Genomic DNA, 24,333 nt, shown 5'->3' on the forward strand with positions numbered 1-24,333 from the left:
GGCGCTTGCGTGACGATCCGCGTCTCTTCCTTGCGCCCGGCGACGCGCCCGGTTCCGGCGGCGGCCCGTCCGCTCCGCCGGTGGAGCGGGAGCGCATCGGCGTGACGCGCCTGACGCTCACCGACTTCCGCTCCTACGCCCGCATGCGCATGGAGGCGGACCTGCGCCCGGTCGTGCTGACCGGCCCCAACGGTGCGGGCAAGACCAACCTGCTGGAGGCGCTCTCCTTCCTGGCGCCCGGCCGGGGCCTGCGGCGGGCGAAGCTGTCGGAGATCACGCGCGAGGGCGCGGCCGGCGGGCCCCAGGGCGCCTGGGCGGTGGCCGCGCGGGTGCGCGGGCCGCTGGGCGAGGTGACCATCGGCACGGGGCGCGAGGCCGGCGAATCCGACCGCCGCACCGTCCACATCGACGGCGAGGCGGCGCGCAGCCAGACGCAACTGGGCGAATTCGTCACGGCGCTGTGGCTGACGCCCGACATGGACCGCCTGTTCCAGGAGGGCGCGAGCGCCCGCCGCCGCTTCCTGGATCGCATGGTCTACGGCCTGGACCCGGACCACGCCGGCCGCCTGAACGCCTATGAGACGGCCATGCGCAACCGCAACCGCCTCATGCGCGAGGGCCGCATGGACCGCGCCTGGCTCGACGGGCTGGAGGATGCCATGGCCGGTCACGGTGTCGCCGTCGCCGCTGCCCGCCGCGACCTGATGCAGCGCCTGGGTGCTGCCCTGGCGGCGGCGGAGGGGCCTTTTCCGCGGGCCGAGGCGGCGCTCGACGGCGTTGTCGAGTCGTGGCTCGACGCCATGCCGGCGCTGGAGGCCGAGGACAGGCTGCGCGCCTTGCTGGCGGGCAACCGCCGGCGCGATGCCGAGGCCGGCGTGACCGCCGAGGGCCCGCACCGCACCGACCTGAAGGTGCGCCACGCGGGCAAGAACGTCGCGGCCGAGCGCTGCTCCACCGGCGAGCAGAAGGCCGTGCTGATTTCCCTGGTGCTGGCTCAGGCCAGCGTGCAGGCGGACCTGCGGGGCATGGCCCCGATGCTGCTTCTGGACGAGGTGGCGGCGCATCTGGACGACGCCCGCCGCCGCGCCCTGTTCGACCGGCTGGCGGCGCTGGGCGCGCAGAGCTGGCTGACCGGAACCGATCACGCGCTGTTCGCCGGATTCGGTGATCGCGCGCAACACTTTACCGTGAGGGACGGGGCCGCCGTGCCCGCGCCCCTGCATTAACTGGATTGAGAGTCCCGATCATGAGCGAGCCTTCGACCGTTCCCGTCTATGACTCCAGCAGCATCAAGGTGCTGAAGGGACTGGAGGCGGTGCGCAAGCGCCCCGGCATGTACATCGGCGACACCGATGACGGCTCGGGCCTGCACCACATGGTCTACGAGGTGGTGGACAACGCCATCGACGAGGCCCTGGCCGGCTGGTGCGACCGCTCGGAGGTCATCCTCAACGGCGACGGCTCGGTCACGGTGCGCGACAACGGGCGCGGCATCCCCGTCGACCTCCACAAGGAGGAAGGCGTCTCGGCGGCCGAGGTCATCATGACCCAGCTGCACGCCGGCGGTAAGTTCGACCAGAACAGCTACAAGGTTTCCGGCGGCCTGCACGGCGTGGGCGTTTCCGTGGTCAACGCCCTGTCGGAGTGGCTGGAGCTGCGCATCTGGCGCGACGGCAAGGAATACGTCGCCCGCTTCGAGGACGGCGAAACGGTCCGCCACCTGGAGGAGATCGGCGACGCGCCCTATGACGAGCGGCGCGAGAAGCCCCTGTCGGGGACCGAGATCACCTTCAAGGCCAGCCCCCAGGTCTTCGCCATCACCGAGTACGACTTCAACACGCTGGAGCACCGCCTGCGCGAGCTGGCGTTCCTGAACTCGGGCGTCTACCTGGTGCTGCAGGACAAGCGCCACGCCGAGCCAAAGCAGACGGAATTCCACTACGAGGGCGGCATCGAGGCCTTCGTGAAGTACCTCGACCGCTCCAAGCAGCCCCTGCACGAGCCGCCCATCGCGGTGGCCGGCGAGAAGGAGGGCGTGTCGGTGGAAGTGGCGCTGGAATGGACGGACGCCTACCACGAGTCCGTGCTGTGCTTCACCAACAACATCCCGCAGAAGGACGGCGGCACCCACCTGGCCGGCCTGCGCGGCGCGCTGACGCGCACCATCAACGCCTACGCCAACGAATCGGGCCTGATGAAGAAGGAAAAGGTCCAGCCCAGCGGCGAGGACATGCGCGAGGGCCTGACCTGCGTGCTGTCGGTCAAGGTGCCCGACCCCAAGTTCTCCAGCCAGACCAAGGAAAAGCTGGTCAGTTCGGAGGTCCGCCCGGCGGTGGAGGCCATCGTGGCCGAGCGCATGGCGCAGTGGTTCGAGGAACACCCCAACGAGGCGCGCAAGATCGTCGGCAAGGTGGTGGAGGCCGCCGCCGCCCGCGAGGCCGCCCGCCGCGCCCGCGAACTGACGCGGCGCAAGGGGGCGCTGGACGTCGCCTCGCTGCCCGGCAAGCTGGCCGACTGCCAGAACCGCGACCCGGCGCAGTCCGAACTGTTCATCGTGGAGGGTGATTCGGCCGGCGGCTCCGCCAAGCAGGGCCGCGACCGCGGTTTCCAGGCCATCCTGCCCCTGCGCGGCAAGATCCTGAACGTCGAACGCGCGCGCTTCGACAAGATGCTGGGCAGCCAGGAAATCGGCACGCTGATCACGGCGCTCGGCACGGGCATCGGGCGCGACGACTTCAACGTGGAAAAGCTGCGCTACCACAAGATCATCATCATGACCGACGCCGACGTGGACGGCAGCCACATCCGCACCCTGCTGCTGACCTTCTTCTTCCGCCAGATGCCGGAAATCGTGGAGCGCGGCCACCTCTACATCGCCCAGCCGCCGCTGTACCGCGCCAAGCGCGGCAACAGCGAGATCTACCTGAAGGACGACAAGGCGCTGGAAGACCACCTCATCAACATCTCCATCGACGATGCGGTGATGACGCTGAACTCCGGCGCGCAGATCGGCGGCAACGACCTGCGCTCGCTGGTGGAGAAGGCGCGCCAGGTGCGCAGCCTGCTGTTCGGCATGACCCGCCGTGTGCCCGTGCGCCTGCTGGAGCAGGTGGCCATCGCCGGCGCCTTCAACCCGGAAACGCTCGCCGACCCCGCCAAGGGGACGGAGGCGGCGGAATACGTCGCCCGCCGCCTGGACTTGCAGGAGGGCGAGCACGACAAGGGCTGGCACGGCCAAGTGCAGGAGGACGGCGCCATCGTCTTCACCCGCACCCTGCGCGGCGTGATGGAGACGCACGTCATCGACGCCCAGGCGGTGCATTCCGCCGAGGCGCGGCGCCTGAACGACATGGCCGAGGAGCTGAAGGAGTTCTACTACAAGGTGGCGCGCCTGAGCATCAAGGGCCTGGAGCGCGACATCCGCGGCCCCGTCGGCCTGATGGACGCCTTCATGGAAGCCGGCCGCAAGGGCACGTCGTTCCAGCGCTACAAGGGTCTGGGCGAGATGAACCCGGGCCAGCTGTGGGAAACCACGCTGGACCCCAACGTCCGCCGCCTGCTCCAGGTGAAGGTCGCCCACGCCGACGAGGCGCAGGAGGTTTTCTCGACCCTGATGGGCGACATCGTGGAGCCGCGCCGCGAGTTCATCCAGGACAACGCCCTGAACGTGACGAACCTGGACGTGTGAGCGGGTTCCCGCTCATCATCAAGGGACGAAAGACAAATCACCCGCCCCAGCTATGGGGCGGGTGATTTCATGTGATGGCCGGCGGCGGCTGCCTATCGCACCTTCAGCCTTTCGGCCTGTTCGGCGGCGTCCAGGCCCATCACCACGCGAAGGCCTGCGGCTTCGGCCTTGCGGGCGGCTTCCGGATTCCAGGTGCCGGGCTCCAGCCACAGCACCTTGAGGCCCGTCTTGTCCTTGGCCTCTGCCGCACCTTCGGCGGCGTACATGGCATCTTCCGGCCCGCCGAAGACCTGGAGCATGTCCACCTTGGACGGAATGTCGGAAATGCGCGCCGGCACCACTTCGTCCACGTGCATCTCGCCTGCAAGCTTGGGATTCACCGGCACCACGTGGAAGCCATTGGCCTTCAGGCGCTCGGTGTACTGTGCGCTTTCCAGGTCGGGGTGGTAGCCCAGCGTGGCGACCTTGAAGACATCCTTCAGAATGTCGCGCAGGTAGTCGTCGGGGTAGTCGATCTTCTCGTTGGGATCGGCGGGAATGACGTCGTCGGTATGGCGGAACTCGGTGGTCATGGCTGTCCCTCCCTCGTTGCAAGGATATGTATCCCTTCAACGCCCGAGGGTCGCCGGGCTTTGCAAAACGCACCGCATCCGGCCGTCGGCCCTGAAAGAGGAAACCCGCCGCTGTTGCCAGCCGGCGGGTTTCTGAAACCTGGTGGAGCTGAGGGGAATCGAACCGTCGCCCCGGAGGGGCGCTCGCCCACGGGCAGGTGTTCGATCACCGGCCCTGAAAGACGAAACCCGCCGCTGTTGCCAGCCGGCGGGTTTCTGAAATCTGGTGGAGCTGAGGGGAATCGAACCGTCGCCCCGGAGGGGCGCTCGCCCACGGGCAGGGGTTCGATCACCGGCCTTGAAAGACGAAACCCGCCGCTGTTGCCAGCCGGCGGGTTTCTGAAATCTGGTGGAGCTGAGGGGAATCGAACCCCTGACCTCTACAATGCCATTGTAGCGCTCTCCCAACTGAGCTACAGCCCCGGATCTGTCCGAGTCACGGGCGGCGGGTGTCGGGAGCGCCCCCGTGAAGTGCGCGGAACATAGGGAAAGCCGTCCGCCGGATCAAGAAAAAAATGCAACCCATCCGCCATCTTAGGCTACACCCGGCCCGGTTGCTTTGCAGGGGCCATTTCTTTGTGCTTTGGGCGGGGCCGCCTACGCCTTAATATCGAATTTGAGGGAAATATCCGTCAGAATCCGCCAGCTAAAACCGCCGGCCGACGGAGAAGGGGGACAGAACAGTGTCTTCGCTGTTGACCAATACATCATCCATGCAGGCCCTGCGTATTCTCCAGGGGCTGGATCGCGACGTCGCGGCCAACCAGACGGCGATCGCCACGGGGCTCAAGGTCTCCAACGCCAAGGACAACGCCGCCATCTGGAAGGTGTCGACGGCGTTGCGCTCCGACGTCAGCACCCTGCGCGTGGTGAACGACGGCATCAGCCGCGCCCAGGCGGAACTGGCCACCATCGATTCCGCCTTCAATCAGGTGACCGAGCTTCTGGACCGCGCCCGCGCCAAGTCGGCGCTGCTGGAGCGGCCGGACAACGTGCGCGCCCGCGCGCTGATCTCGGCCGACATCAAGGACCTGATGGACCAGGCCGAGGGCATTCTGGGCGACACCAGCTTCAACGGCGCGACGCTTCTGGACGGCGCCGAGCGCCGGGTGATCATCGGCGCCAACGGCGAGAGCCTGACCATGGGCGGCACCGAGGTGACGGCCCAGACGCTGGGGCTGGACGCCGTCAAGGCCAAGGCCGACATCGTGGCGCCGCAGGTGACGGCAGCGGCCGACCCGGGCGAGAACCCCGACAACGGCCGCGCCACCTTCGGCAACGACGCGCTGAGTCTTGGCGCCGGCCGCACCGGCCCGGGCGGCAGCGACGGCATCAATGGCGCCATTGCGGCCACGGGCGGGGTCAACGTCCTCGACGGCGCCAGCGACTTCGTCAAGATGCTCACCTACGGCACCCGCTGGGGCGCGGCGGGGTCCGCCGGGCCGGACCTGACCTACTCGCTGCACAATGCCGCCTCCACCTACAAGGCCGGCTACGGCAACGGCGAGACGGCCTCCGACGCCGATCTGAGCACCGCTTACGAAGGCGCCATCCGCGACATCATGGCCTATGCCTCGGGGATCACGGGGATCACCTTCAGCGAAGTGACGGAGACGGCGGACCTGGCGGGCGACCTGCGGTTCGCCCAGTGGAACGATCCCTCGGCCGACCCCGATACGGCCCATGCCTACCTGCCCGGCGACTATGCCGAGGCGGGCGACATGTGGATTTCCAGCTACGTCACCACCAACTACGCCACGCCCTCGGCCGGCAGCTACGCAAACCTGACCATCATTCACGAGCTGGGGCACGCGCTGGGCCTGAAGCATCCGCACGAGGAAAACATCGACGGCGAGTACAATTATGACGGCGCCGACATCGACCACCTCAAATACAGCGTGATGAGCTACAAGGACTTCGCCGGCGACACCAACGACGGCTACGGGGCGACCTATTTCCCCACCAGCTTCATGGTGGGTGACATCGCGGCGTTGCAGGCCATCTACGGTGCGGGCGGCGGCAATGGCGGCGACACCACCTATTCCTGGACCGGCGACGCCTTCGAAACCCTGTGGGACAGCGGCGGCACCGACACCATCGACCTGTCCAACAAGACGGCCGCGCTGGACATCGACCTGACGCCCGGCACCTACAGCGACATCGGCACCACCGTCACCTTCGAGGGTACGGTGACCGAGAACGAGACGCTGGGCATCGCCTACGGCACCTACATCGAGAACGTCGTCGGCGGCTCGGGCAACGACACCATCAAGGGCAACGACGTCGACAACGTGTTCACCGGCGGCGCCGGCAACGACACCATGGACGGCGGGGCCGGCATCAACGTCGCTGTGTTCTCGGGCAATGCCGACCAGTACACGATCGCCGACCAGGGCGACGGCACGGTCAAGATCACCGGCGCCGACGGGGTCGACACGCTCAGCAACATCCAGGTGCTGCGGTTCGACGACGGCGACGTGGACGTCAGCGACCTCATGCCGCCCATCTCGGCCGAGGAAGCGGCGGCCGCCGACAATCCCGGCGACTACAGCATTTCGCTGGAACTGGGCCTGCAGGAGATGATCGACGTCGCCATGCAGCGCACCATCGACGCCGCCACCGACTACGCCAACACCGCGACGCGGCTCGACAGCGTGCTGTCCATGAACGAGACGCTGATGCAGAACCTGCTGGCCGGCATCGGCGTGCTGGTGGACACCGACATGGTCGAGGCCTCGGCCCGCAGTCAGGCGCTTCAGGTGCAGCAGCAGCTTGCCCAGCAAAGCCTGTCCATCGCCAACGGCAACGCGCGCTCGATCCTTCAGTTGTTCGGCTGAGGAAGACCCCAAGGTCCCGCGGAACTATGGTTCCGGACTTCTATGGCAACTTCCTCAAGACCGTGAACTGAAAGCGCTGAACGCTGCCCGATGGCGTCGCATGGTCATGGCGCAGATCGTTCACATGCTCGAAGGCCGGCCCGAACTCGGCGGCCAGATCTTCAGGATCATACCTGCGGACGGGCAGGCCGCTGCACCGTTGCGGCCCGTCGGAGGCGAACGTGCCGATGATCGCGAAACCGCCGTCCTCGATTGCCGTCGAGGCCAGCCTCAGGTACGCCCGCCGATCCTCTGGCTTGACGAGAAAGTGGAACAGCGCGCGGTCGTGCCACACCTTGAACCGGTGCACGGGCTGCCACTGCGTTATGTCGGCTGCCACCCAGTCCACCGAGTGCGCGGCGGCTCCCAGTCTCGTTCTGGCTTTTGCCAGGGCGGCATCGGCGATGTCGAGCACCGTCACCTGATATCCGTCCGCCACCAGCCGGTCCACGAGCCGTGATGCTCCGCCGCCGACGTCGATGACCGTTGCTCCGGAGGGTGCGACGGATGAAATCAGGTCGGCGGAAACGGCCGGCGTATCCTGAAACCAGGAAACTTCGTCCTCGGTCTTGGTCTCGTAGACCCGCTGCCAGTGCGTTCGGGATTCCATTCCGTGCGCCTTCCAGATCGTCGGCTTCGAGTCGGGGCGGCGCCTACTTCAGCGACACCACCAGGTTTTCCGACATGCAGCTTTTCGGCTCCACGGCCAGCAGGCCGACGTTTTCCGCCGAATAGCTTTCCAACTGGGTCAGCGACACGCCGTCCTGCATTTCGTCGTACATTTCGGCGGTGCGGGTGCAGTACGACCCCCGGTCCTTGAGGCTGAGCGCCGAGGCCTGGTTGGCCAACAGCGTGACGTAGCGGTTGAGCTTCGACGTGCCCTGGCCGCCGTAGGTGCGCTGGAAATAGCCGATCAGCGCATCGCCGTGGCGCTGCAGCGCGGGGCGGAACTTCAGGACGAAATCGTTGTAGGCGTCCACCGACCCGCAGGTCAGCGAGGCGACCACCATCCAGGTTTGCAGCGACCGGACGTGCAGCGCCGCAGCCTCGTCGCGATCGGCGCAGGACGAGGCGGCGGCGGGATTGGCGCCGGCGGCGGCGGTCAGCAGGGCGGCCACGGCCACCGCGGCGGCCATGCGGCGCGGACGAAAGGAACGGCGAAGGCTCCTCATGGGTCATCCCCCAGGGCTGTGAGGCTGTCTCTACTCTCTTCGGCCGCTCCGTTCTCCGACGGACCGGCTGTCATGGTGGAAGCTAACGCGAGACGGGGAAGAAGCCCAGGGCAAAGCGCGCAAGCCGTTCGTTTCGACGGCGCCGGGAATGGCCGTCAGCCCTCGGCGATGCGGTTCATGGACCGCGCGAGCTTGACGTCCAGATCCGTCAGGCCGCCGGCGTCGTGGGTCGACAGGGTGACGTCGACGGTGTTGTAGACGTTGAACCACTCCGGGTGGTGGTCCATCTTTTCAGCCACCATCGCGCACCGGGTCATGAAGCCGAAGGCCTGGTTGAAGGTCTTGAAGGAGAACCGGCGCCGGATGGCGTCGCGGTTGTCGTCCTGGCTCCAGCCCGGCAGGTCGGCCAGGGCGGCGGCGCGGGCTTCCGGGGTCAATTTCTCGGCCATGGGCGGCTCCTTGACGTTGATTGGCAGACGTGCGCCGGCGGTGCACACTGGGACGGGCGGGAGTTCGTGCCGGCCCACCTGATGTGAGCCCGACGCCCGCCGCCATCAACCGCAGACGTTCAAACCAGCCAGGGAAACCCATGCCCGATACAGCCGACCGCCGCGCCTGCCATTCTCCCACCATCGGCGACATCGAGGAGATGGCCAACGAGGTCCTCAGGGACCTGCGCGAATCGCCGTTTTCGCAGGTGGTCGACCAACTGCTGATCCGCGTCGTCGACTTCTGCGACGAGGAGATCGAGGCCGAGATGGGCCTGGAAAGCCCTTACGAGCTGCTCGGCCTGTATTCCGGCGTGTCCATGGACAAGCAAAGCCTGTTCGACATGCGTACCGAACCGGACATGGTGTTCCTCTACCGCCGGCCCATCCTGGACTACTGGTGCGAGACCGGCGAGGACCTGCGGCATGTGGTGCGCCATGTCCTGATCCACGAAATCGGCCACCACCTGGGCTTCTCGGACGAGGACATGGAGGCCATCGAGAACAGTTAGACCATATTCCGGTCAGGCGCGGTCGCGGCTGACCGGCGCGGGGTCGCACTGTGTGCTCCGCACACGCCTTCGGCTCCGCGCAACTGATGCACCCCCACGCATTGAAACCATCCGGAAAGGCCCGCCGCATGCCCCTGACACCGCTCTCCTGCGACCGGCTCTATACCCCCTGCCCGGAAGACCGCCTGGGCTTCGAGACGACCAAGGAGCTGCCCGACCAGGACGAGACGGTCGGCCAGGATCGCGCGGTGGAGGCGGTCGACTTCGGCATCGGCATCCGCGCCGACGGCTTCAACATCTTCGCCGCCGGGCCCGAGGGCACGGGCAAGACCAGCCTGATCCGCCACTTCATCGGCCGCGCCGCCGAGCAGCAGCCGCGGCCGTCGGACTGGGCCTACGTCCACAATTTCGATGATCCCAACTGCCCGCGCGCGCTGCGTCTGCCGGGCGGGCGGGCCCGCGACTTCCAGCGCGCCATGGACCGGCTGGTGGAGGACATGCAGGCGGCCATTCCCGCGGCCTTCGAGGGCGACGAGTACCGCACCCGCCGGCAGGCCATCGAGGACGAGTTCAAGGAGCGCCAGGAAAAGGCCTTCGGCGAGATTCAGGACAAGGCGCGCGAGAACGGCGTGGCGCTGGTGCGCACGCCGCAGGCGCTGGCGCTGGCGCCCATGAAGGACGGCGAGGTCATCAGCCCCGAGGACTTCAACGAGCTGCCCGAGGACGAGCGCAAGCAGCGCAAGGACACCATGGAGCACCTGCAGGAGGAGCTGGAACAGCAGATGCGCCAGCTTCCCCGGTGGGAGCGCGAGCAGCGCGAAAAGGTGCGCGCGCTGGACGAGGAGGTGACGGAATACGCCGTCGGCCACCAGATCGACGACCTGAAGGAGCAGTGGAAGGACTGCCCGGCGGTGCTCAAGCACCTGGATCGGGTGCGCAGCGCCATCGTGGAGCGGGTCGAGGACTTCCTGCCCGAATCAGAGGAATTGCGCCAGCTTCCCAGCGCCCTGCGCCAGCAGGTCGGCGGGCGGAAGGAACTGCGGCTGGACGACTACAAGGTCAACGTGCTGGTGGGCCACGAGAACGGCAACGGCGCCCCCGTGGTGGTGGAGGACCATCCCACCCAGCCCAACGTGATCGGCCGCATCGAGCACCAGCAGCAATACGGCGCGCTGGTGACCAACTTCACGCTCATCCGTCCCGGCGCCCTGCACCGCGCCAACGGCGGATACCTGGTGATCGACGCGCGCAAGCTGCTCATGCAGCCGTTCGCCTACGAGGACCTTAAGCGGGCGCTGCGCAACAAGGAGGCCCGCATCGAGGCGCCGGGATCGGCCTGGGGCATCTTCACCACCACGTCGCTCGAGCCCGAGCCCATTCCGCTGGACCTCAAGGTCGTGCTGATCGGCGAGCCCATGGTCTACTACCTGCTCAGCCACCACGATCCCGAGTTCCGCGAGCTGTTCAAGGTGCAGGCCGATTTCGACTTCCGCATGCACCGCACCGACGAGACGGTGACCAAGCTCGCGCACCTGCTGGGCACCATGGCGCGGCGCGACGGCCTGAAGCCGCTGCATCGCTCCGCGGTGGCCCGGGCGGTGGAGCAGGCGGCCCGGCTCGCCGACGACAGCGAGCGCCTGACGACGCACATGGGGTCGCTCGGCGACCTGATCCGCGAGGCCGACTACTGGGCCGGCAAGCGCGGGGCCGAGGTGGTGGAGCGGGCCGACGTTCAGACGGCCATCGACGCCAAGACCTACCGCACCGACCGCGTGCGCGAGCACATCCAGGAGGAAATCGCCCGCGGCACCCTGCTGGTCGACACAGAGGGCGAGAAAGCCGGCCAGATCAACGGGCTGGCGGTGCTGCAACTGGGCACCTTCGCCTTCGGCCGGCCGTCGCGCATCACCTGCCGCGCCCGCATGGGCCGGGGCGAGGTGCTGGACATCGAACGCGAGGTGCAGACCGGCGGCGCCCTGCACTCCAAGGGCGTGATGATCCTGTCGGGCTTCCTGGCCGCCCGCTTCGGGCAGTCGGGACCCCTGAGCCTGAACGCCAGCCTGGTGTTCGAACAGTCCTACGGCCTGATCGACGGCGACAGCGCCAGTTGCGCCGAGCTGTACGCCCTGCTCTCGGCGCTGGCGGAGGCGCCCATCCGGCAGGGGCTGGCGGTGACGGGCTCGGTCAACCAGTTCGGCCAGGTCCAGGCCATCGGCGGCGTGAACGAGAAGGTGGAAGGCTTTTTCGACGTCTGCGCCGCGCGCGGCCTGACCGGCGACCAGGGCGTGCTTATCCCCGCCACCAACGTCAAGCACCTGATGCTGCGCGAGGACGTGCGTCAGGCCTGCGCGGACGGCCGTTTCCACATCTATGCCGTGGACACGGTCGACGAAGGCATCGAGATTTTGACCGGCATTCCGGCCGGCGCGCCGACCGAATCCGGCATCGACGGCGGTTCGGAATGGCCGACCGGCACCATCAACCGGCGCGTCGCCGCCCGCCTGGCCGCGTGGCGCCGCCGGGTCATGGAACTGACGCGCGCAGGCGGGGGTGGCGGCAACGGCAACGGCCCGGGAGGCGGTCGATGAGCGCCGCCCCGGCAGAGGACACGGGCCGCCGGCCGCAATCGCGCCGGCGCGCCATCGTAGTGGGGCTGGACGCCTCGCCGCTGTCGGTCTGGGGCCTGCGGATGGCGGCCGTGGTGGCGCGGCGCTGGGGTGTGCGGGTGGACGTCGTGCATGTGGAGGACGCGGCGGTGGCGCGCCTGTCCTCGCACCCGGGCGCGGTGACCGTCTGCGGCCTCACCGCCCGGTCCCGCCCGCTGGCGCTGGCGCCTGACACCATCACCGCGGCGCTGGCCGCCCAGGCCCGCGCCGCCCGCGACGCCGTGGAGGCGGTCAAGACCCTGCTGCGGCACCGCGCGGGCGGGGACGGCGACGCGGAGCTGGTCTTCCGCAGCCGCCGCGGCGGCGTGACGCGGGAGTTGCGCGCCGTCGCCGACGAGGCGGCGCCGTCCCTGCTGGTGGTGGGCTGGACGGGCCAGAGCCGCGCCCGCTGGCACCGCGCCCACGGCATCCGGCTGGGGTCCACGGCGCGGGCGTTGACGGAAGACCCCTCGGCCGACCGGGTGCTGGTGGTGCGCGGCGAGCTGGAAGCCGACGCCCCCCTGCTGGTGCCCTTCGACGGCTCCGACGCCGCCCGCCGCGCCCTGGACGCCGCCTGCACCCTGGCCGAGGGCGGCCCGGCGGAGCGTGTCGCCGTGCTGGCCTTCGGCGATGCCGACACGCTGGCTCCGGCGGCGCGGGACCTATGCGCCGTGCATGACGTGGTGCCGCGCGTGCAGGCGCTGCCGCCGCTCACCCTGGCGCGGCTGGTCCGGATTGCCGAGTTTCCCGAGGCGCTTCTGGTTCTTCCGGCCCAACTGTCCATGACGCTTGGCCTATCGACCCCTGACCTGATTGACCGGTTGGGGTGCTCGGTCCTATTGGTCCGCTGACCGCAGCGACAAGAACGTGTCACCAGACACGCGGTGCGTGCGGACGGGGGAGGCCTGCCGCGTGGTGCGGCGGGCGAGACCGAGGGCGAGAGGCTTGGACCAATGCCGCTGATCCAGTGGACCGACGACTTCCTGATCGGCCATACGGCCATCGACTACGACCACCAGATGCTGGTGAACATCACCAACCAGGTTTACGACATGAAGAATGCGCCGCAGGTCAGCAACGCGCAGATCGGCCAGTGCATGAAACAGCTGGTGGACTACGTGGAGCGCCATTTCCGCCGCGAGGAAGAAATATTCGGCGCCACCGATTATCCGCTGACCGACAGCCACAAGAAGATGCACCGCGACCTGGAGAAGGTGGCGCGGGAAATCTACGACCTCTACCGCCGCGAGCCCGACCTTCTGAACTTCGGTGAGGTCACCGAGTTCCTGAAGCGCTGGCTGCTGGACCACATTCTCAAGCACGACATGGGCTACAAGCCGTACCTGAAGGGTTGAGGGCTGAGGACTGAGGGCTGAGGACGGGGCCGCCCGGCGCCGTCCCGAATGGTCCTGGCGCCGGGGTCGGTTGGGTGCGGCCGGTCAGTCAGATGAGACCGGCCAGCGGGCTGGACGGGTCGGCATACATCTTCTTGGGCATGCGGCCGGCCTGGTAGGACAGGCGCCCGGCCTCGACCGCCAGCTTCATGGCCTTGGCCATCTTGATGGGGTCCTTGGCGCCGGCGATGGCGGTGTTCATGAGCACGCCGTCGCAGCCCAGTTCCATGGCCACCGCCGCGTCGGACGCGGTGCCGACGCCGGCGTCCACCAGCACGGGCACCGACACGCTTTCCTTGATCAGGCGGATATTGACCGGGTTCATGATCCCGAGGCCCGAGCCGATCAGCGAGCCCAGCGGCATGATGGCGCAGCAGCCGACATCCTCCAGGCGCTTGGCCATGATGGGATCGTCGTTGGTGTAGACCATCACGTCGAAGCCGTCCGCAATGAGCGCCTCGGCGGCGGCCAGCGTCTCGGTGACGTTGGGATAGAGCGTCTTCTGGTCGCCCAGGACCTCCAGCTTCACCAGGTTCCAGCCGCCCGCCTCGCGGGCCAGGCGCAGGGTGCGCACGGCGGTGTCGGCGTCGAAGCAGCCGGCCGTGTTGGGCAGGTAGGTGTAGACCTTGGGGTCGACGTAATCGACCAGCATGGGCTGCTTGGGGTCGGTGACGTTCACCCGGCGCACGGCGACGGTGACGATCTCGGCTCCGCTCGCCTCAATGGCGTCGCGGGTTTCGTCGAAGTCCTTGTACTTGCCGGTCCCGACCAGGAGGCGCGAGCGGAACCGGCGGCCCGCCACCTCGAAGAAATCGTCGGCATCCAGGTGCGCGGCGCCGTCGGGCGTGGTGTCCGGGGCGCCGCCGCCGATGAAGTGGACGATCTCCAGCTGATCGCCGTCGCCCACCGGCGTGGTGTCGAAGCTGGACTTCGGCACGATCTCGCGGTTGCGCTCCACGGCCACCTTGCGGGGATCGATGTCCAGCGACCGCAGAAGGGATTCCACGGTGGTGGGTTCGTTCAGCGGGCGCGGCTCGCCGTTGATGGTGACCTGCATGGACATGAGGCGGACTTCCTGCATCGGAAAAAGGCGTGATTGTTTGCGCCAGAGTATGGTGCGACGCCGCACGCATCGCAACGGTTGGTGACGCAGGGCGGCAGTCATGCACGCGGCGCATGGCGCGCGGACCCCGCGCCCGCGCGCGTGAACTGAGGCGTTGCCAGAGCCCTTGCCCTGCTATACGACTAGGCAATCGGCGACTCGACCGGCGCCAGCCGGCCGCCCCGTCGCCCCGCATTCGCCACGGCAACAGAGACGGCACCTGCGCGCGTGACCCCCTCCACCGTCCTCATCCTCAACGGCCCCAACCTGAACCTGCTGGGCACCCGCCAGCCGGAAATCTACGGCCGTGAGACCCTCGACGACATCCGGGCGCTGTGCATCGGCCACGCCGGCCGTCTGGGCTTCGATGTGGACTTCCGCCAGACCAACCACGAGGGGACCCTGGTGGACTGGGTGCAGGAGGCCCGCGCCGCCGGGTCCTGCGCCGGCATCATTCTCAATGCCGCGGCCTACACGCACACATCCGTGGCCCTGCTCGACGCGCTGTCCGCCTGCGAGACGCCCGTCGTGGAGGTTCACCTGTCCAACATCCACAAGCGCGAGCCCTTCCGGCACCATTCCTATGTGTCGAAGGCCGCCGTCGGCATGATCTGCGGGTTCGGGTCGCACGGCTACGTGCTGGCCCTGGACGCCCTGGCCCGCCTCGTCGCATCACGGAAAGAGAAAGAGTAGATGACCAGCAAGCCCACGATCGACAGCGCCGCGGTCCGCGACCTCGCGACCCTGCTGGACGAGACCGGTCTGTCCGAGATCGAGTACGAGACCGAGACCGTCCGCATCCGTGTCGCCCGCGGCGGCATCTCCGGCCAGACGATCATGGCCGCCCCGCAGTCCGCCGGCATGCCGGCGCCCGCCCCGGCCGCCGCCGCCATGCCGGCTCCGGCTCCGGCCACGGCCGAAGACGCCGCCAAGCACCCCGGAGCGGTGACCAGCCCCATGGTCGGCGTGCTCTACAATTCGCCCGAGCCGGGTGCCGCGCCCTTCATCGCCGAAGGCGCCAAGGTTTCCGAAGGTCAGACCCTGTTCCTGATCGAGGCCATGAAGACCTTCAACCCGGTGCGCGCGCCCAAGAGCGGCACCGTGACGAAGATCCTCGCCGACGACGCCCAGGCGGTGGAATTCGGCGAGCCCCTCTGCATCATCGAGTGATCGGCTAAAGCGCATGTTCGACAAGGTCCTCATCGCCAACCGCGGCGAGATCGCGCTTCGCATCCACCGCGCCTGCCGCGAGATGGGCATCAAGACGGTCGCCGTGCACTCCACCGCCGACGCCGACGCCATGCACGTCCGGCTGGCCGACGAGAGCGTGTGCATCGGCCCGGCGCCCGCGTCGCAAAGCTATCTGAACCGCGCCGCCGTGCTGTCGGCCGCCACCATCACCGGGGCGGACGCCATCCATCCCGGCTACGGCTTCCTGTCGGAAAACGCCGACTTCGCCGAAATGGTGGAGGACCACGGCTTCACCTGGATCGGCCCCTCGCCGGCCCATATCCGCATGATGGGCGACAAGGTCACGGCCAAGAAGGCGGCGCTGGAAAGCGGCCTGCCCTGCGTGCCGGGCTCCGCCGGTGCGGTGGAAAGCGCCGAAGAGGCCCGGAAGGTCGCCGAGGAGACCGGCTACCCCGTTCTCATCAAGGCCTCTGCCGGCGGCGGCGGGCGCGGCATGAAGGTGGCCCGCGACCCGTCGGAACTGCTGGAAGCCTGGTCGACGGCGCGCACCGAGGCCAAGAGCGCCTTCGGCAATCCCGAAGTTTACATGGAAAAGTACCTGGGCAACCCGCGCCACATCGAGATCCAGGTGCTGGGCGACAACCACGGCACCGTGGTGCATCTGGGCGAGCGCGACTGCTCGCTTCAGCGCAAGCACCAGAAGGTGCTGGAGGAAGCCCCCTCCCCGGCGCTCAACGACGATCAGCGCCGGGCCATCGGCAAGGTGGCCGTCGACGCCATGACGCGGCTCGGCTACCGCAACGCCGGCACCATCGAGTTCCTGTACGAGAACGGCGAGTTCTTCTTCATCGAGATGAACACCCGCCTGCAGGTGGAACACCCGGTGACCGAGGCGGTGACCGGCATCGACCTGGTGCGCGAGCAGATCCGCATCGCGGCCGGGGCGCCGCTGGGCTACACCCAGGACGACATCTTCTTTACCGGCCACGCCATCGAGTGCCGCATCAACGCCGAGGACCCCGAGACATTCGCCCCCAATCCGGGCAAGATCCAGGGCTACCACGCGCCGGGCGGTCTGGGTGTCCGCGTCGACAGTGGGCTTTATGCGGGCTTGTCTATCCCGCCCCATTACGACAGCATGATCGCGAAGCTCATCGTACAGGGCAACAACCGCACGGAATGCCTGATGCGGCTGAAGCGCGCCCTGGGCGAGTACGTCGTCGACGGGGTCAAGACCACCATCCCGCTGCACCAGCGGCTGATGGAGGTGCAGGACTTCCAGAACGGCGCCTACGACATCCGCTGGCTCGAGAAGTTCGTCGCCGGGGAGGTCTGAGGAGGTGGTCGCTGAAGCGCGCGGAAACCTTTTCCGGTCGTCCGCGCGCTGAAAAAGGCGAATTGGGGGCGCGGAGCCGAAAGGCGTGTGCAGGGCACACGGCGCAGCTTCGGCGCCCCGCGCCGCAGCGCATAAAGCCAACGGAGGGCCGGCCAGAGCACATGACCGAATTGCCCGTCACGCCGGACCTCCTCTTGCGCGCCTACGCCAGCGGCGTCTTCCCCATGGCGCGCTCCCGCCGGGGCCGCACCCTGTACTGGGTCGACCCCGACGAGCGGGGCATCATTCCGCTGGATGCCTTCCACGTTCCCAAGTCCCTGATCAAGACGCTCAGGCGTGGTCTGTTCGAGGTTTCGGTGGACCGCGATTTCGAGGGTGTCCTGGAGGGCTGCGCCGCACCGGCGCCGGGGCGCTCGGAAACCTGGATCAACGACAAGATCGCCGAACTGTTCGTCGACCTGCACGGCATGGGTTATGCCCACAGTGTGGAGTGCCGCCTGGGCGGCGAGCTGGTGGGCGGGCTCTACGGGCTGCGGCTGGGCTCGGCGTTCTTCGGCGAGAGCATGTTCTCGCGCGTCTCCGACGCCAGCAAGGTGGCGCTCTGCCATCTGGTGGCGCGGCTGATCGGCGGCGGGTTCACGCTGCTGGACACCCAGTTCATCACCGAGCACCTGGAACGCTTCGGCGCCATCGAGATCCCGCGGGCGGCCTATCACCGCCAGCTGAACGACGCGCTGAAGCGGCAGGCGCGGTTCGACGGCGACTATCCGCCGGCGCGGGTGGTTTCCCTGCTGAAGCAGTCCAGCACCCAGACGTCGTAGATGGGGTGCTCCATGGCCGACAGCGCGGGGCTGGAGGCGAACATCCAGCCGCGGAAGACTTCTTGCGACGGCGCGCCGGGCTTGCTTTCGGTGATGTCCAGGAAGGCCGCCTCTTCCGGTGTTTCCTCGGGCGGGCGGTAGCGGCAGGCGCGGACCATGATTTCCAGCGTGCCGATTCGCACCGTCTCGCCCACCGGGGCCTCGATGGTGGAAACCCGCGCCGTCACCTTGTCCAGCCATTGCAGGACGGCCATGTCGCCCTCCAGGTCGGCGGCGGCGCTCGGCTGCGAAACCGCGACCGTGGCGACGAGAATTGCGGCGAGAGCGGAAAGGGCGTTCTTCAGCGGCGGCATACGGGTCAGCGGCATGGGAACAGGCACATCCATTGACGAATCGGCGGAACCGGCCGGGCGGCGGGCGCGGGCTACTGCGTGCCGCCCTGCGTGGCGAGGAAGATGATGTCGCCCACCATGTCCTCCAGGGCCTGGAAGTCCTCGGTGTTGTCGATGGTGGCGCCCGATTGCAGCTTTTCCGTGGCGGCACCGGGCTGCAGCTTCACGTACTGGCCGCCCAGCAGACCGTCGGAAACGATGGAGGCCGTGGAGTCGACGGGCAGCTTCACGTCCGGCGTGATGGTCATGGCGACGCGCGCACGGAAGGTTTCCGTGTCCAGGCGCTGTTCGGTGACCGTGCCGACCTTGATGCCGGACACGCGGACATCGGCGCCGACAGTCAGGTCGCCGGTCTTGTTGAACACCGCGGTCAGCGGGTAACCGTCGACGCTCTGCACGTCGGCCATGGAATAGGCGAAGGCCAGGAACAGGCCCGCCACCACCAGCACCACCGCGCCCAGGATCGTCTCGATCGGATTGCGTCCCATGCCTTGCCTCCCCCTGCGCCGCGTCAGTCCGAAAGGGACGGAAACGGATTGCCGCCGCCGCCGGCGCCTGTTGCGTCCGCGCCGTTCCCGCCGTCCACCGGCTGGTCGGCGCTCACCCCGCGGGCGGCCTTGGCGCGCGCGATGATCTTGGACAGCAGCTCCTCCAGAATCACCGAATCCTGGGTGAATCTGATCGTGTCGCCGGGCTGAAGATTGTCCAGTGACCCGCCGGGCTGCAATTCGATGTACTTGGAGCCGAACAGGCCCTCGGTCTCGATGATGGCGGCCGTGTCGTCGGGCAGGGGCACGTCCTCCCGCACCTTCAGCACGGCCTGGGCACCGAAGCGGTCGGTCAGGCGCATCTCGTCGACCACGCCCACCGGCACGCCGGCCATGCGCACGGACGCGCCCTGGGCCAGGCCGTCCACCCGGTTGAAGGTGGCGGTCAGCGTCACGAGGCCGTTCTGCACGACGGCCGTCTCATGGCGCTCCAGGACGTTGAACGTCAGCAGAGCCGCCAGGAGGCCGACCGTGAGCGTGCCGTAGAGGGTTTCCCTGGCGCGACTGTTCATGATGACGACGCCGCCCGAGTCGCGGGCATATCGACCGCCCGCCCCGTCAGGAGCCGGGGGTCCAGGCCTCGTAGTCGCCGGTGCCCTTGTCGCGCTTGCCGCCGCGGCGGTCGTCGCCGCTGGGAACGTAGGCGTTCACCGTGCCGGACAGGTTGGGCAGGTGCTCCTTCATCCAGGGCTTCTTCTCGTCGACCTTGATGGGCTCGGCGGTGGTGTAGTGCAGCCAGGCATGCCATTCCGGCGGGACCTTGGACGCCTCGATCTTGCCGTTGTACAGCACCCACCGCCTGCGGCGCCGGCCGGGCTTCGGCTGCTTGCGCTCCTGGAAGTAGCGGTTGCCGTACTGGTCCTTGCCGACGAACTCGCCCTTGAGCCACGTGGTGAACAGGGTCCCGGTGATCATGTGACGGTCGCTCCGGTGGGTACGCTTTCAGCCCGCGCGGGATCGGGCGCGGGAGCCTCTTGAACAAAACGGGCCGGCCGACCGGAAGCACCGGACGGCGGATCGGGCCGCACTATGGCGTAAAGCGCGGCCCGCGTCCAGCACCGTCGCGGCCAGGGGCCGGCCGGGCGGGCCCCTGGGACTACATGTGGTGGCCGCTTGCGCCACTCAAGGATTCCTCCACAGCTGTGGATAACGCCGGCCGCGCCCGTCCACCGCCTGCAAGCCGCAGGGAAACCGGGCGGCGCCGGCGGTTGTTCCGCGCCTTCCCCGGTCCATCCCCCGATATATCCACAGGCTATCCCACATCTAGTGTTACACCGGCATTGCAAGCACAAAATTCAGTTGCCCGCTCTATGACGTTCGCCTAGGCTCAGTCCCTGTCGGCGACGCTGAGGAGACAATCGGCGCGCCGCCCGGCCGAGGGGGAACGAGGCCGTCAGAGGTCACGTCGCGGCACCGCCCGCCGAACACAACATCTAGGGGAACACCTGCCATGCAGATCCGTCGCCTGTTCACGCAGGAGGGCCAGTCGCCCTACGCCGACATCGGCTTCCGCCACACGTCCAGCGAAATCCGCAACCCGGACGGGTCGGTTGTCTTCAAGGCCGACGAGATCGAGGTCCCCGCCGATTGGTCGCAGGTGGCCAGCGACGTGCTGGCGCAGAAGTATTTCCGCAAGGCCGGCGTCCCCGCCGCGCTGACGCCGGTGGAAGAGAACGACGTTCCCTCCTGGCTGTGGCGCAAGGCCCCCGACGCCGCGGCCCTCGCCAAGCTGCCGGAAGATGCGCGCGAGACCGGCGAGACCAGCGCCAAGCAGGTGTTCGACCGCCTGGCCGGCACCTGGACCTATTGGGGCTGGAAGGGCGGCTATTTCGACACGGAAGAGGACGCCCGCGCCTTCTTCGACGAAATGCGCTTCATGCTGTGCACCCAGATGGGCGCCCCCAACTCTCCGCAGTGGTTCAACACCGGCCTGCACTGGGCCTATGGCATCGACGGCCCGGCCCAGGGGCATTCCTACGTGGACTACAAGACCGGCAAGCTGGTGAAGTCCCAGTCGGCGTACGAGCACCCCCAGCCCCATGCCTGCTTCATCCAGTCCATCCAGGACGACCTGGTGAACGACGGCGGCATCATGGACCTGTGGGTGCGCGAGGCGCGCCTGTTCAAGTACGGCTCGGGCACGGGCACCAATTTTTCCGCCCTGCGCGGCGAGGGCGAGCGCTTGGCCGGCGGCGGCAAGTCGTCGGGCCTGATGAGCTTCCTGAAGATCGGCGACCGCGCCGCCGGGGCCATCAAGTCGGGCGGCACCACGCGGCGCGCGGCCAAGATGGTCATCGTCGACGTCGACCACCCCGACATCGAAGCCTTCATCGACTGGAAGACGCATGAGGAGCAGAAGGTTGCCGCCCTGGTCACCGGCTCCAAGCAGTGCAACCGCCACCTCAACGCCATCATGAAGGCGACGAAGGAATGGGACGGCGCGGCCGACGGCGAGGAGCGCTTCGACCCCAAGGTCAACCGCGCGCTCAAGAAGGCCATCATCGCCGCCCGCAAGGCGCTGGTGTCGGAGAACTACATCCAGCGCGTCATCCAGTTCGCGCGCCAGGGCCATGACGAGATCATCTTCCCCGAGTACAACAGCGACTGGGATTCGGAAGCCTACCTGACCGTCTCGGGCCAGAACTCCAACAACAGCGTGCGCGTGACCAACGACTTCCTCGACGCCGTCACCCGCGACGAGGACTGGACCCTGCGCAGCCGCACCACCGGCAAGGTCAAGGACACGGTCAAGGCCAAGGAGTTGTGGGACAAGATCGGCTATGCCGCGTGGTCCTGCGCCGATCCGGGCCTGCAGTTCGACACCACCATCAACGAGTGGCACACCTGCCCCGAGTCGGGCCGCATCAACGGCTCCAACCCCTGTTCGGAATACATGTTCCTGGACGACACGGCCTGCAATCTGGCGTCCCTGAACCTGCTGACCTTCCGCAACGAGGACGGCAGCTTCGACGTCAAGGCCTTCGAGCACGCCTGCCGCCTGTGGACGGTGGTGCTGGAGATCAGCGTGCTGATGGCCCAGTTCCCGGCCGACCGCATCGCCGAGCTGTCCTACAAGTTCCGCACCCTGGGCCTGGGCTACGCCAACATCGGCGGCCTGCTGATGGCCAACGGCATTTCCTACGACTCCGACGCCGGCCGCGCGCTCTGCGGCGCCATCTCCGCCCTGATGACGGGCGTGTCCTACGCCACTTCGGCCGAGATGGCGCAGGAGCTGGGCGCCTTCGCCGGCTATGACGAGAACCGCGACGCCATGCTGCGGGTCATCCGCAACCACCGTCGCGCCGCCCACGGCGAGCACACCGGCTACGAGGGCCTGTCCATCAAGCCGATCGCGCTGAACGGCGCCCATTGCCCCGACGGGGAGGTGGTCGAGGCGGCCCAGTGGGCCTGGGACCGCGCGCTGGAGCTGGGCACCGAGCACGGCTTCCGCAACGCCCAGACCACCGTCATCGCCCCGACAGGCACCATCGGCCTGGTGATGGACTGCGACACCACCGGCATCGAGCCCGACTTCGCCCTGGTGAAGTTCAAGAAGCTGGCCGGCGGCGGCTACTTCAAGATCATCAACCGCCTGGTGCCCACCGCCCTCCGCACGCTGGGCTACGACGACGCCACCATCGACGGCATCATCAACTATGCCGTCGGCCACGGCGGGCTGAAGGGTGCCCCGCACATCAACGCGGAAAGCCTCAAGGCCAAGGGCTTCGGCGCCGACCAGCTTGAGAAGCTGGAGGGCGCGCTGAAAAGCGCCTTCGACATCAAGTTCGCCTTCAACAAGTGGACGCTGGGCGAAGAGTTCTGCAAGAAGACGCTGGGCCTCACCGACGCGCAGCTCAACGACTTCGCCTTCGACATGCTGTCGGCGCTGGGCTTCACCAAGGCCGAGATCGAGGCGGCGAACACCTACGTCTGCGGCGCCATGACCGTGGAAGGCGCGCCGGGCCTGAAGCCCGAACACCTGCCGGTGTTCGACTGCGCCAACCCCTGCGGCCGAATCGGCAAGCGCTACCTGACGGCGGAGGCGCACATCCGCATGATGGCCTCGGCGCAGCCCTTCATCACGGGCGCGATCTCAAAGACCATCAACATGCCGAACTCGGCGACCATCGAGGACTGCAAGCAGGCCTACATGCTGTCGTGGCAACTGGGCATCAAGGCGAATGCGCTGTACCGCGACGGATCGAAGCTGAGCCAGCCGCTCGCCGCCGCCGTGCTGGACGAGCTGCCCGAGGCCGACAACGACGACGAGGCCGAGGCCGAGAAGCCGACGATCACCGAGGCCCTGGCCGCCGCGCCGACCCCGACGCAGAAGGCCGAGGTCATGGCCGAGCGCATCGTCGAGCGCTACACCGCGCAGCGCCGCCGCATGCCGGACCGCCGCAAGGGCTACACCCAGAAGGCCGTCGTCGGCGGGCACAAGGTGTATCTCCGCACCGGCGAATACGAGGACGGCAAGCTGGGCGAAATCTTCATCGACATGCACAAGGAGGGCGCAGCCTTCCGCTCGTTGATGAACAACTTCGCCATCGCGGTGTCCATCGGCCTGCAGTACGGCGTGCCGCTGGAGGAATACGTGGAGGCCTTCACCTTCACCCGCTTCGAGCCGTCGGGCATGGTCGAGGGCAACGCCACCATCAAGATGGCGACCAGCATCATCGACTACCTGTTCCGCGAACTCGCCATCAGCTACCTGGCCCGCAACGAGCTGGCCCATGTGGACCCTGAAAGCATCGGCCACGACGTCATGGGTGGCGGCCACGACGAGGGCGACATCGAGGAATGGGGCGAAACGGCGCTGGAGCGCGGCATCTCCAAGGGCTATGTGCGGTCGAACCTCTATGTCCTGAACCGCGCCGCCAACCGCGAGAAGGAAGAAGGCTTCTCCGTCACCGCGCGCGCCACGGGCACCGACGGCCACGGCCACACCGCCACGGCGGCGGCGACGGCCAGCGTCTCGGCCGCCGGCGCGACCTCGGCGGCGGTGGGCTCGGCCTCGGGCCGCGCCAGCCGGGTGGCGGAAGCCCGCATGAAGGGCTACGAGGGCGACAACTGCCCCGAATGCGGCAACTTCACGCTGGTGCGCAACGGCACCTGCCTGAAGTGCGACAGCTGCGGGTCGACCACCGGCTGCTCGTAACCGGCAGCCGGCCCGACCCAGGGCCGAGAGGAGAGAGAGCCTCGGGGAACCGGCCGACCGGACGCCATAAGTCCGGCGGCCGGACCTTCCCTTCCGGCTGTAGACGGTATACAAGACGGCGCGCGGCGGGGATCGGGTTTCCTCTTCTCTCTCCCTGCCGCCCGCGCTGAGAAAGGCCGCCACCGGGCAACCGGGGCGGCCTTTTTCGTGGCTGCGACGGGTCGGTGTCCACCGGTAATGGACGCGGATTTCAACGCTGTGAAGGAATGGGCCGGAGGGCCTTGCTGTGCTTCAGCACGTATCTGGCAGTGGATGTGGAGCCGTTCCTTCGCAGGAAAGACGGTCCTTTTTGCTCTGTAAAACAATAGCTTTAAAAACCGCTGCCCCTGCCAAAGCAGG

Annotated in this window: 21 protein-coding genes and 1 tRNA gene; 12 read left to right on the plus strand and 10 right to left on the minus strand. The window is 67.9% G+C overall.

Annotated features, from left to right (window positions below; genetic code table 11):
* The first annotated feature begins 5 nt into the window (after nucleotides 1–5).
* The gene (gene recF / locus LG334_RS01290; protein ID WP_404382546.1) at nucleotides 6–1,226 is read left to right on the plus strand and encodes a DNA replication/repair protein RecF; all 1,221 of its coding nucleotides are present in this window, start codon (nucleotides 6–8) and stop codon (nucleotides 1,224–1,226) included.
* A 20-nt stretch (nucleotides 1,227–1,246) separates the two neighbouring features.
* On the plus strand, nucleotides 1,247–3,688 hold the full coding sequence (gene gyrB / locus LG334_RS01295) for a DNA topoisomerase (ATP-hydrolyzing) subunit B (protein ID WP_404382548.1): 2,442 nt from the start codon (nucleotides 1,247–1,249) through the stop codon (nucleotides 3,686–3,688).
* A 92-nt stretch (nucleotides 3,689–3,780) separates the two neighbouring features.
* On the opposite strand, the gene LG334_RS01300 is transcribed toward gyrB, so the two are convergent.
* Both LG334_RS01300 and LG334_RS01305 read right to left on the minus strand, forming a co-directional pair.
* Nucleotides 3,781–4,260, minus strand: coding sequence for a CoA-binding protein (locus LG334_RS01300; protein WP_404382550.1), 480 nt, complete (start codon nucleotides 4,258–4,260; stop codon nucleotides 3,781–3,783).
* 386 nt (nucleotides 4,261–4,646) lie between these two features.
* A tRNA-Ala gene (locus LG334_RS01305) sits at nucleotides 4,647–4,722 on the minus strand.
* Nucleotides 4,723–4,994: 272 nt separating this feature from the next.
* Here LG334_RS01305 and LG334_RS01310 point away from each other — a divergent pair.
* Nucleotides 4,995–7,136 (plus strand): M10 family metallopeptidase C-terminal domain-containing protein, encoded by a 2,142-nt coding sequence (locus tag LG334_RS01310; protein WP_404382552.1) that lies wholly within the window; start codon nucleotides 4,995–4,997, stop codon nucleotides 7,134–7,136.
* Between the two features lie 40 nt (nucleotides 7,137–7,176).
* Here LG334_RS01310 and LG334_RS01315 read toward each other — a convergent pair whose 3' ends face one another.
* The 3 genes from LG334_RS01315 to LG334_RS01325 all read right to left on the minus strand — a co-directional run bounded on the left by LG334_RS01315 (nucleotide 7,177) and on the right by LG334_RS01325 (nucleotide 8,796).
* The gene (locus tag LG334_RS01315) at nucleotides 7,177–7,785 is read right to left on the minus strand and encodes a class I SAM-dependent methyltransferase (RefSeq protein ID WP_404382554.1); all 609 of its coding nucleotides are present in this window, start codon (nucleotides 7,783–7,785) and stop codon (nucleotides 7,177–7,179) included.
* Between the two features lie 43 nt (nucleotides 7,786–7,828).
* A complete protein-coding gene (locus tag LG334_RS01320) occupies nucleotides 7,829–8,347 on the minus strand; it encodes a hypothetical protein (protein ID WP_404382556.1) in 519 nt (172 codons plus the stop codon).
* 155 nt (nucleotides 8,348–8,502) lie between these two features.
* Complete coding sequence (locus LG334_RS01325) at nucleotides 8,503–8,796, minus strand: 4a-hydroxytetrahydrobiopterin dehydratase (protein WP_404382558.1); 294 nt, start codon at nucleotides 8,794–8,796, stop codon at nucleotides 8,503–8,505.
* A gap of 140 nt (nucleotides 8,797–8,936) precedes the next feature.
* Here LG334_RS01325 and LG334_RS01330 point away from each other — a divergent pair, with 140 nt between their 5' ends.
* The 4 genes from LG334_RS01330 to LG334_RS01345 all read left to right on the plus strand — a co-directional run bounded on the left by LG334_RS01330 (nucleotide 8,937) and on the right by LG334_RS01345 (nucleotide 13,347).
* Nucleotides 8,937–9,347: a metallopeptidase family protein gene (locus LG334_RS01330; RefSeq protein WP_404382560.1), complete on the plus strand. Its 411-nt coding sequence runs from the start codon at nucleotides 8,937–8,939 to the stop codon at nucleotides 9,345–9,347.
* A 128-nt stretch (nucleotides 9,348–9,475) separates the two neighbouring features.
* Nucleotides 9,476–11,935, plus strand: a complete 2,460-nt coding sequence (locus LG334_RS01335; RefSeq protein ID WP_404382562.1) for a Lon protease family protein — start codon at nucleotides 9,476–9,478, stop codon at nucleotides 11,933–11,935.
* Complete coding sequence (locus LG334_RS01340; protein WP_404382564.1) at nucleotides 11,932–12,843, plus strand: universal stress protein; 912 nt, start codon at nucleotides 11,932–11,934, stop codon at nucleotides 12,841–12,843. Before LG334_RS01335 ends, LG334_RS01340 begins: the two co-directional genes overlap by 4 nt.
* Nucleotides 12,844–12,945: 102 nt before the next feature.
* A complete protein-coding gene (locus tag LG334_RS01345; RefSeq protein ID WP_404382566.1) occupies nucleotides 12,946–13,347 on the plus strand; it encodes a bacteriohemerythrin in 402 nt (133 codons plus the stop codon).
* 88 nt (nucleotides 13,348–13,435) lie between these two features.
* Here LG334_RS01345 and thiS read toward each other — a convergent pair whose 3' ends face one another.
* A complete protein-coding gene (gene thiS, locus LG334_RS01350; RefSeq protein ID WP_404386454.1) occupies nucleotides 13,436–14,443 on the minus strand; it encodes a sulfur carrier protein ThiS in 1,008 nt (335 codons plus the stop codon).
* Between the two features lie 273 nt (nucleotides 14,444–14,716).
* Here thiS and aroQ point away from each other — a divergent pair, with 273 nt between their 5' ends.
* The 4 genes from aroQ to aat all read left to right on the plus strand — a co-directional run bounded on the left by aroQ (nucleotide 14,717) and on the right by aat (nucleotide 17,836).
* Nucleotides 14,717–15,181, plus strand: coding sequence for a type II 3-dehydroquinate dehydratase (gene aroQ / locus LG334_RS01355; protein ID WP_404382568.1), 465 nt, complete (start codon nucleotides 14,717–14,719; stop codon nucleotides 15,179–15,181).
* On the plus strand, nucleotides 15,182–15,658 hold the full coding sequence (gene accB, locus LG334_RS01360; RefSeq protein ID WP_404382570.1) for an acetyl-CoA carboxylase biotin carboxyl carrier protein: 477 nt from the start codon (nucleotides 15,182–15,184) through the stop codon (nucleotides 15,656–15,658). It abuts the gene before it with no gap.
* 13 nt (nucleotides 15,659–15,671) lie between these two features.
* A complete protein-coding gene (gene accC, locus LG334_RS01365) occupies nucleotides 15,672–17,015 on the plus strand; it encodes an acetyl-CoA carboxylase biotin carboxylase subunit (RefSeq protein ID WP_404382572.1) in 1,344 nt (447 codons plus the stop codon).
* Between the two features lie 161 nt (nucleotides 17,016–17,176).
* Nucleotides 17,177–17,836: a leucyl/phenylalanyl-tRNA--protein transferase gene (aat, locus tag LG334_RS01370; protein ID WP_404382574.1), complete on the plus strand. Its 660-nt coding sequence runs from the start codon at nucleotides 17,177–17,179 to the stop codon at nucleotides 17,834–17,836.
* On the opposite strand, the gene LG334_RS01375 is transcribed toward aat, so the two are convergent.
* The 4 genes from LG334_RS01375 to LG334_RS01390 are packed head-to-tail and all read right to left on the minus strand — an operon-like array spanning nucleotide 17,779 to nucleotide 19,691.
* Nucleotides 17,779–18,204 (minus strand): DUF2155 domain-containing protein, encoded by a 426-nt coding sequence (locus tag LG334_RS01375; RefSeq protein ID WP_404382576.1) that lies wholly within the window; start codon nucleotides 18,202–18,204, stop codon nucleotides 17,779–17,781. The two genes, aat and LG334_RS01375, sit on opposite strands and share 58 nt — an antisense overlap.
* Nucleotides 18,205–18,260: 56 nt before the next feature.
* Nucleotides 18,261–18,716, minus strand: a complete 456-nt coding sequence (locus tag LG334_RS01380; RefSeq protein WP_404382578.1) for an outer membrane lipid asymmetry maintenance protein MlaD — start codon at nucleotides 18,714–18,716, stop codon at nucleotides 18,261–18,263.
* A gap of 23 nt (nucleotides 18,717–18,739) precedes the next feature.
* The gene (locus LG334_RS01385; protein ID WP_404382580.1) at nucleotides 18,740–19,288 is read right to left on the minus strand and encodes an MlaD family protein; all 549 of its coding nucleotides are present in this window, start codon (nucleotides 19,286–19,288) and stop codon (nucleotides 18,740–18,742) included.
* A gap of 46 nt (nucleotides 19,289–19,334) precedes the next feature.
* The gene (locus LG334_RS01390) at nucleotides 19,335–19,691 is read right to left on the minus strand and encodes an NADH:ubiquinone oxidoreductase subunit NDUFA12 (RefSeq protein WP_404382582.1); all 357 of its coding nucleotides are present in this window, start codon (nucleotides 19,689–19,691) and stop codon (nucleotides 19,335–19,337) included.
* Between the two features lie 535 nt (nucleotides 19,692–20,226).
* Between LG334_RS01390 and LG334_RS01395 the strand changes: the two genes are divergently transcribed.
* A complete protein-coding gene (locus LG334_RS01395) occupies nucleotides 20,227–23,934 on the plus strand; it encodes a vitamin B12-dependent ribonucleotide reductase (RefSeq protein ID WP_404382584.1) in 3,708 nt (1,235 codons plus the stop codon).
* Nucleotides 23,935–24,333: the final 399 nt, after the last annotated feature.

Source organism: Caenispirillum salinarum (assembly GCF_044803115.1).
GTDB lineage: Bacteria > Pseudomonadota > Alphaproteobacteria > Rhodospirillales > Rhodospirillaceae > Caenispirillum > Caenispirillum salinarum_A.

Excerpts from the sequence above, each read along its gene's own strand:
- gyrB (WP_404382548.1), top strand. The coding sequence starts at position 1,247 with ATGAGCGAGCCTTCGACCGTTCCCGTCTATGACTCCAGCAGCATCAAG.
- LG334_RS01300 (WP_404382550.1), bottom strand. The coding sequence starts at position 4,260 with ATGACCACCGAGTTCCGCCATACCGACGACGTCATTCCCGCCGATCCC.
- LG334_RS01315 (WP_404382554.1), bottom strand. The coding sequence starts at position 7,785 with ATGGAATCCCGAACGCACTGGCAGCGGGTCTACGAGACCAAGACCGAG.
- LG334_RS01320 (WP_404382556.1), bottom strand. The coding sequence starts at position 8,347 with ATGAGGAGCCTTCGCCGTTCCTTTCGTCCGCGCCGCATGGCCGCCGCG.
- LG334_RS01325 (WP_404382558.1), bottom strand. The coding sequence starts at position 8,796 with ATGGCCGAGAAATTGACCCCGGAAGCCCGCGCCGCCGCCCTGGCCGAC.
- LG334_RS01330 (WP_404382560.1), top strand. The coding sequence starts at position 8,937 with ATGCCCGATACAGCCGACCGCCGCGCCTGCCATTCTCCCACCATCGGC.
- LG334_RS01335 (WP_404382562.1), top strand. The coding sequence starts at position 9,476 with ATGCCCCTGACACCGCTCTCCTGCGACCGGCTCTATACCCCCTGCCCG.
- LG334_RS01340 (WP_404382564.1), top strand. The coding sequence starts at position 11,932 with ATGAGCGCCGCCCCGGCAGAGGACACGGGCCGCCGGCCGCAATCGCGC.
- LG334_RS01345 (WP_404382566.1), top strand. The coding sequence starts at position 12,946 with ATGCCGCTGATCCAGTGGACCGACGACTTCCTGATCGGCCATACGGCC.
- thiS (WP_404386454.1), bottom strand. The coding sequence starts at position 14,443 with ATGCAGGTCACCATCAACGGCGAGCCGCGCCCGCTGAACGAACCCACC.
- accB (WP_404382570.1), top strand. The coding sequence starts at position 15,182 with ATGACCAGCAAGCCCACGATCGACAGCGCCGCGGTCCGCGACCTCGCG.
- accC (WP_404382572.1), top strand. The coding sequence starts at position 15,672 with ATGTTCGACAAGGTCCTCATCGCCAACCGCGGCGAGATCGCGCTTCGC.
- aat (WP_404382574.1), top strand. The coding sequence starts at position 17,177 with ATGACCGAATTGCCCGTCACGCCGGACCTCCTCTTGCGCGCCTACGCC.
- LG334_RS01375 (WP_404382576.1), bottom strand. The coding sequence starts at position 18,204 with ATGCCGCTGACCCGTATGCCGCCGCTGAAGAACGCCCTTTCCGCTCTC.
- LG334_RS01380 (WP_404382578.1), bottom strand. The coding sequence starts at position 18,716 with ATGGGACGCAATCCGATCGAGACGATCCTGGGCGCGGTGGTGCTGGTG.
- LG334_RS01385 (WP_404382580.1), bottom strand. The coding sequence starts at position 19,288 with ATGAACAGTCGCGCCAGGGAAACCCTCTACGGCACGCTCACGGTCGGC.
- LG334_RS01390 (WP_404382582.1), bottom strand. The coding sequence starts at position 19,691 with ATGATCACCGGGACCCTGTTCACCACGTGGCTCAAGGGCGAGTTCGTC.
- LG334_RS01395 (WP_404382584.1), top strand. The coding sequence starts at position 20,227 with ATGCAGATCCGTCGCCTGTTCACGCAGGAGGGCCAGTCGCCCTACGCC.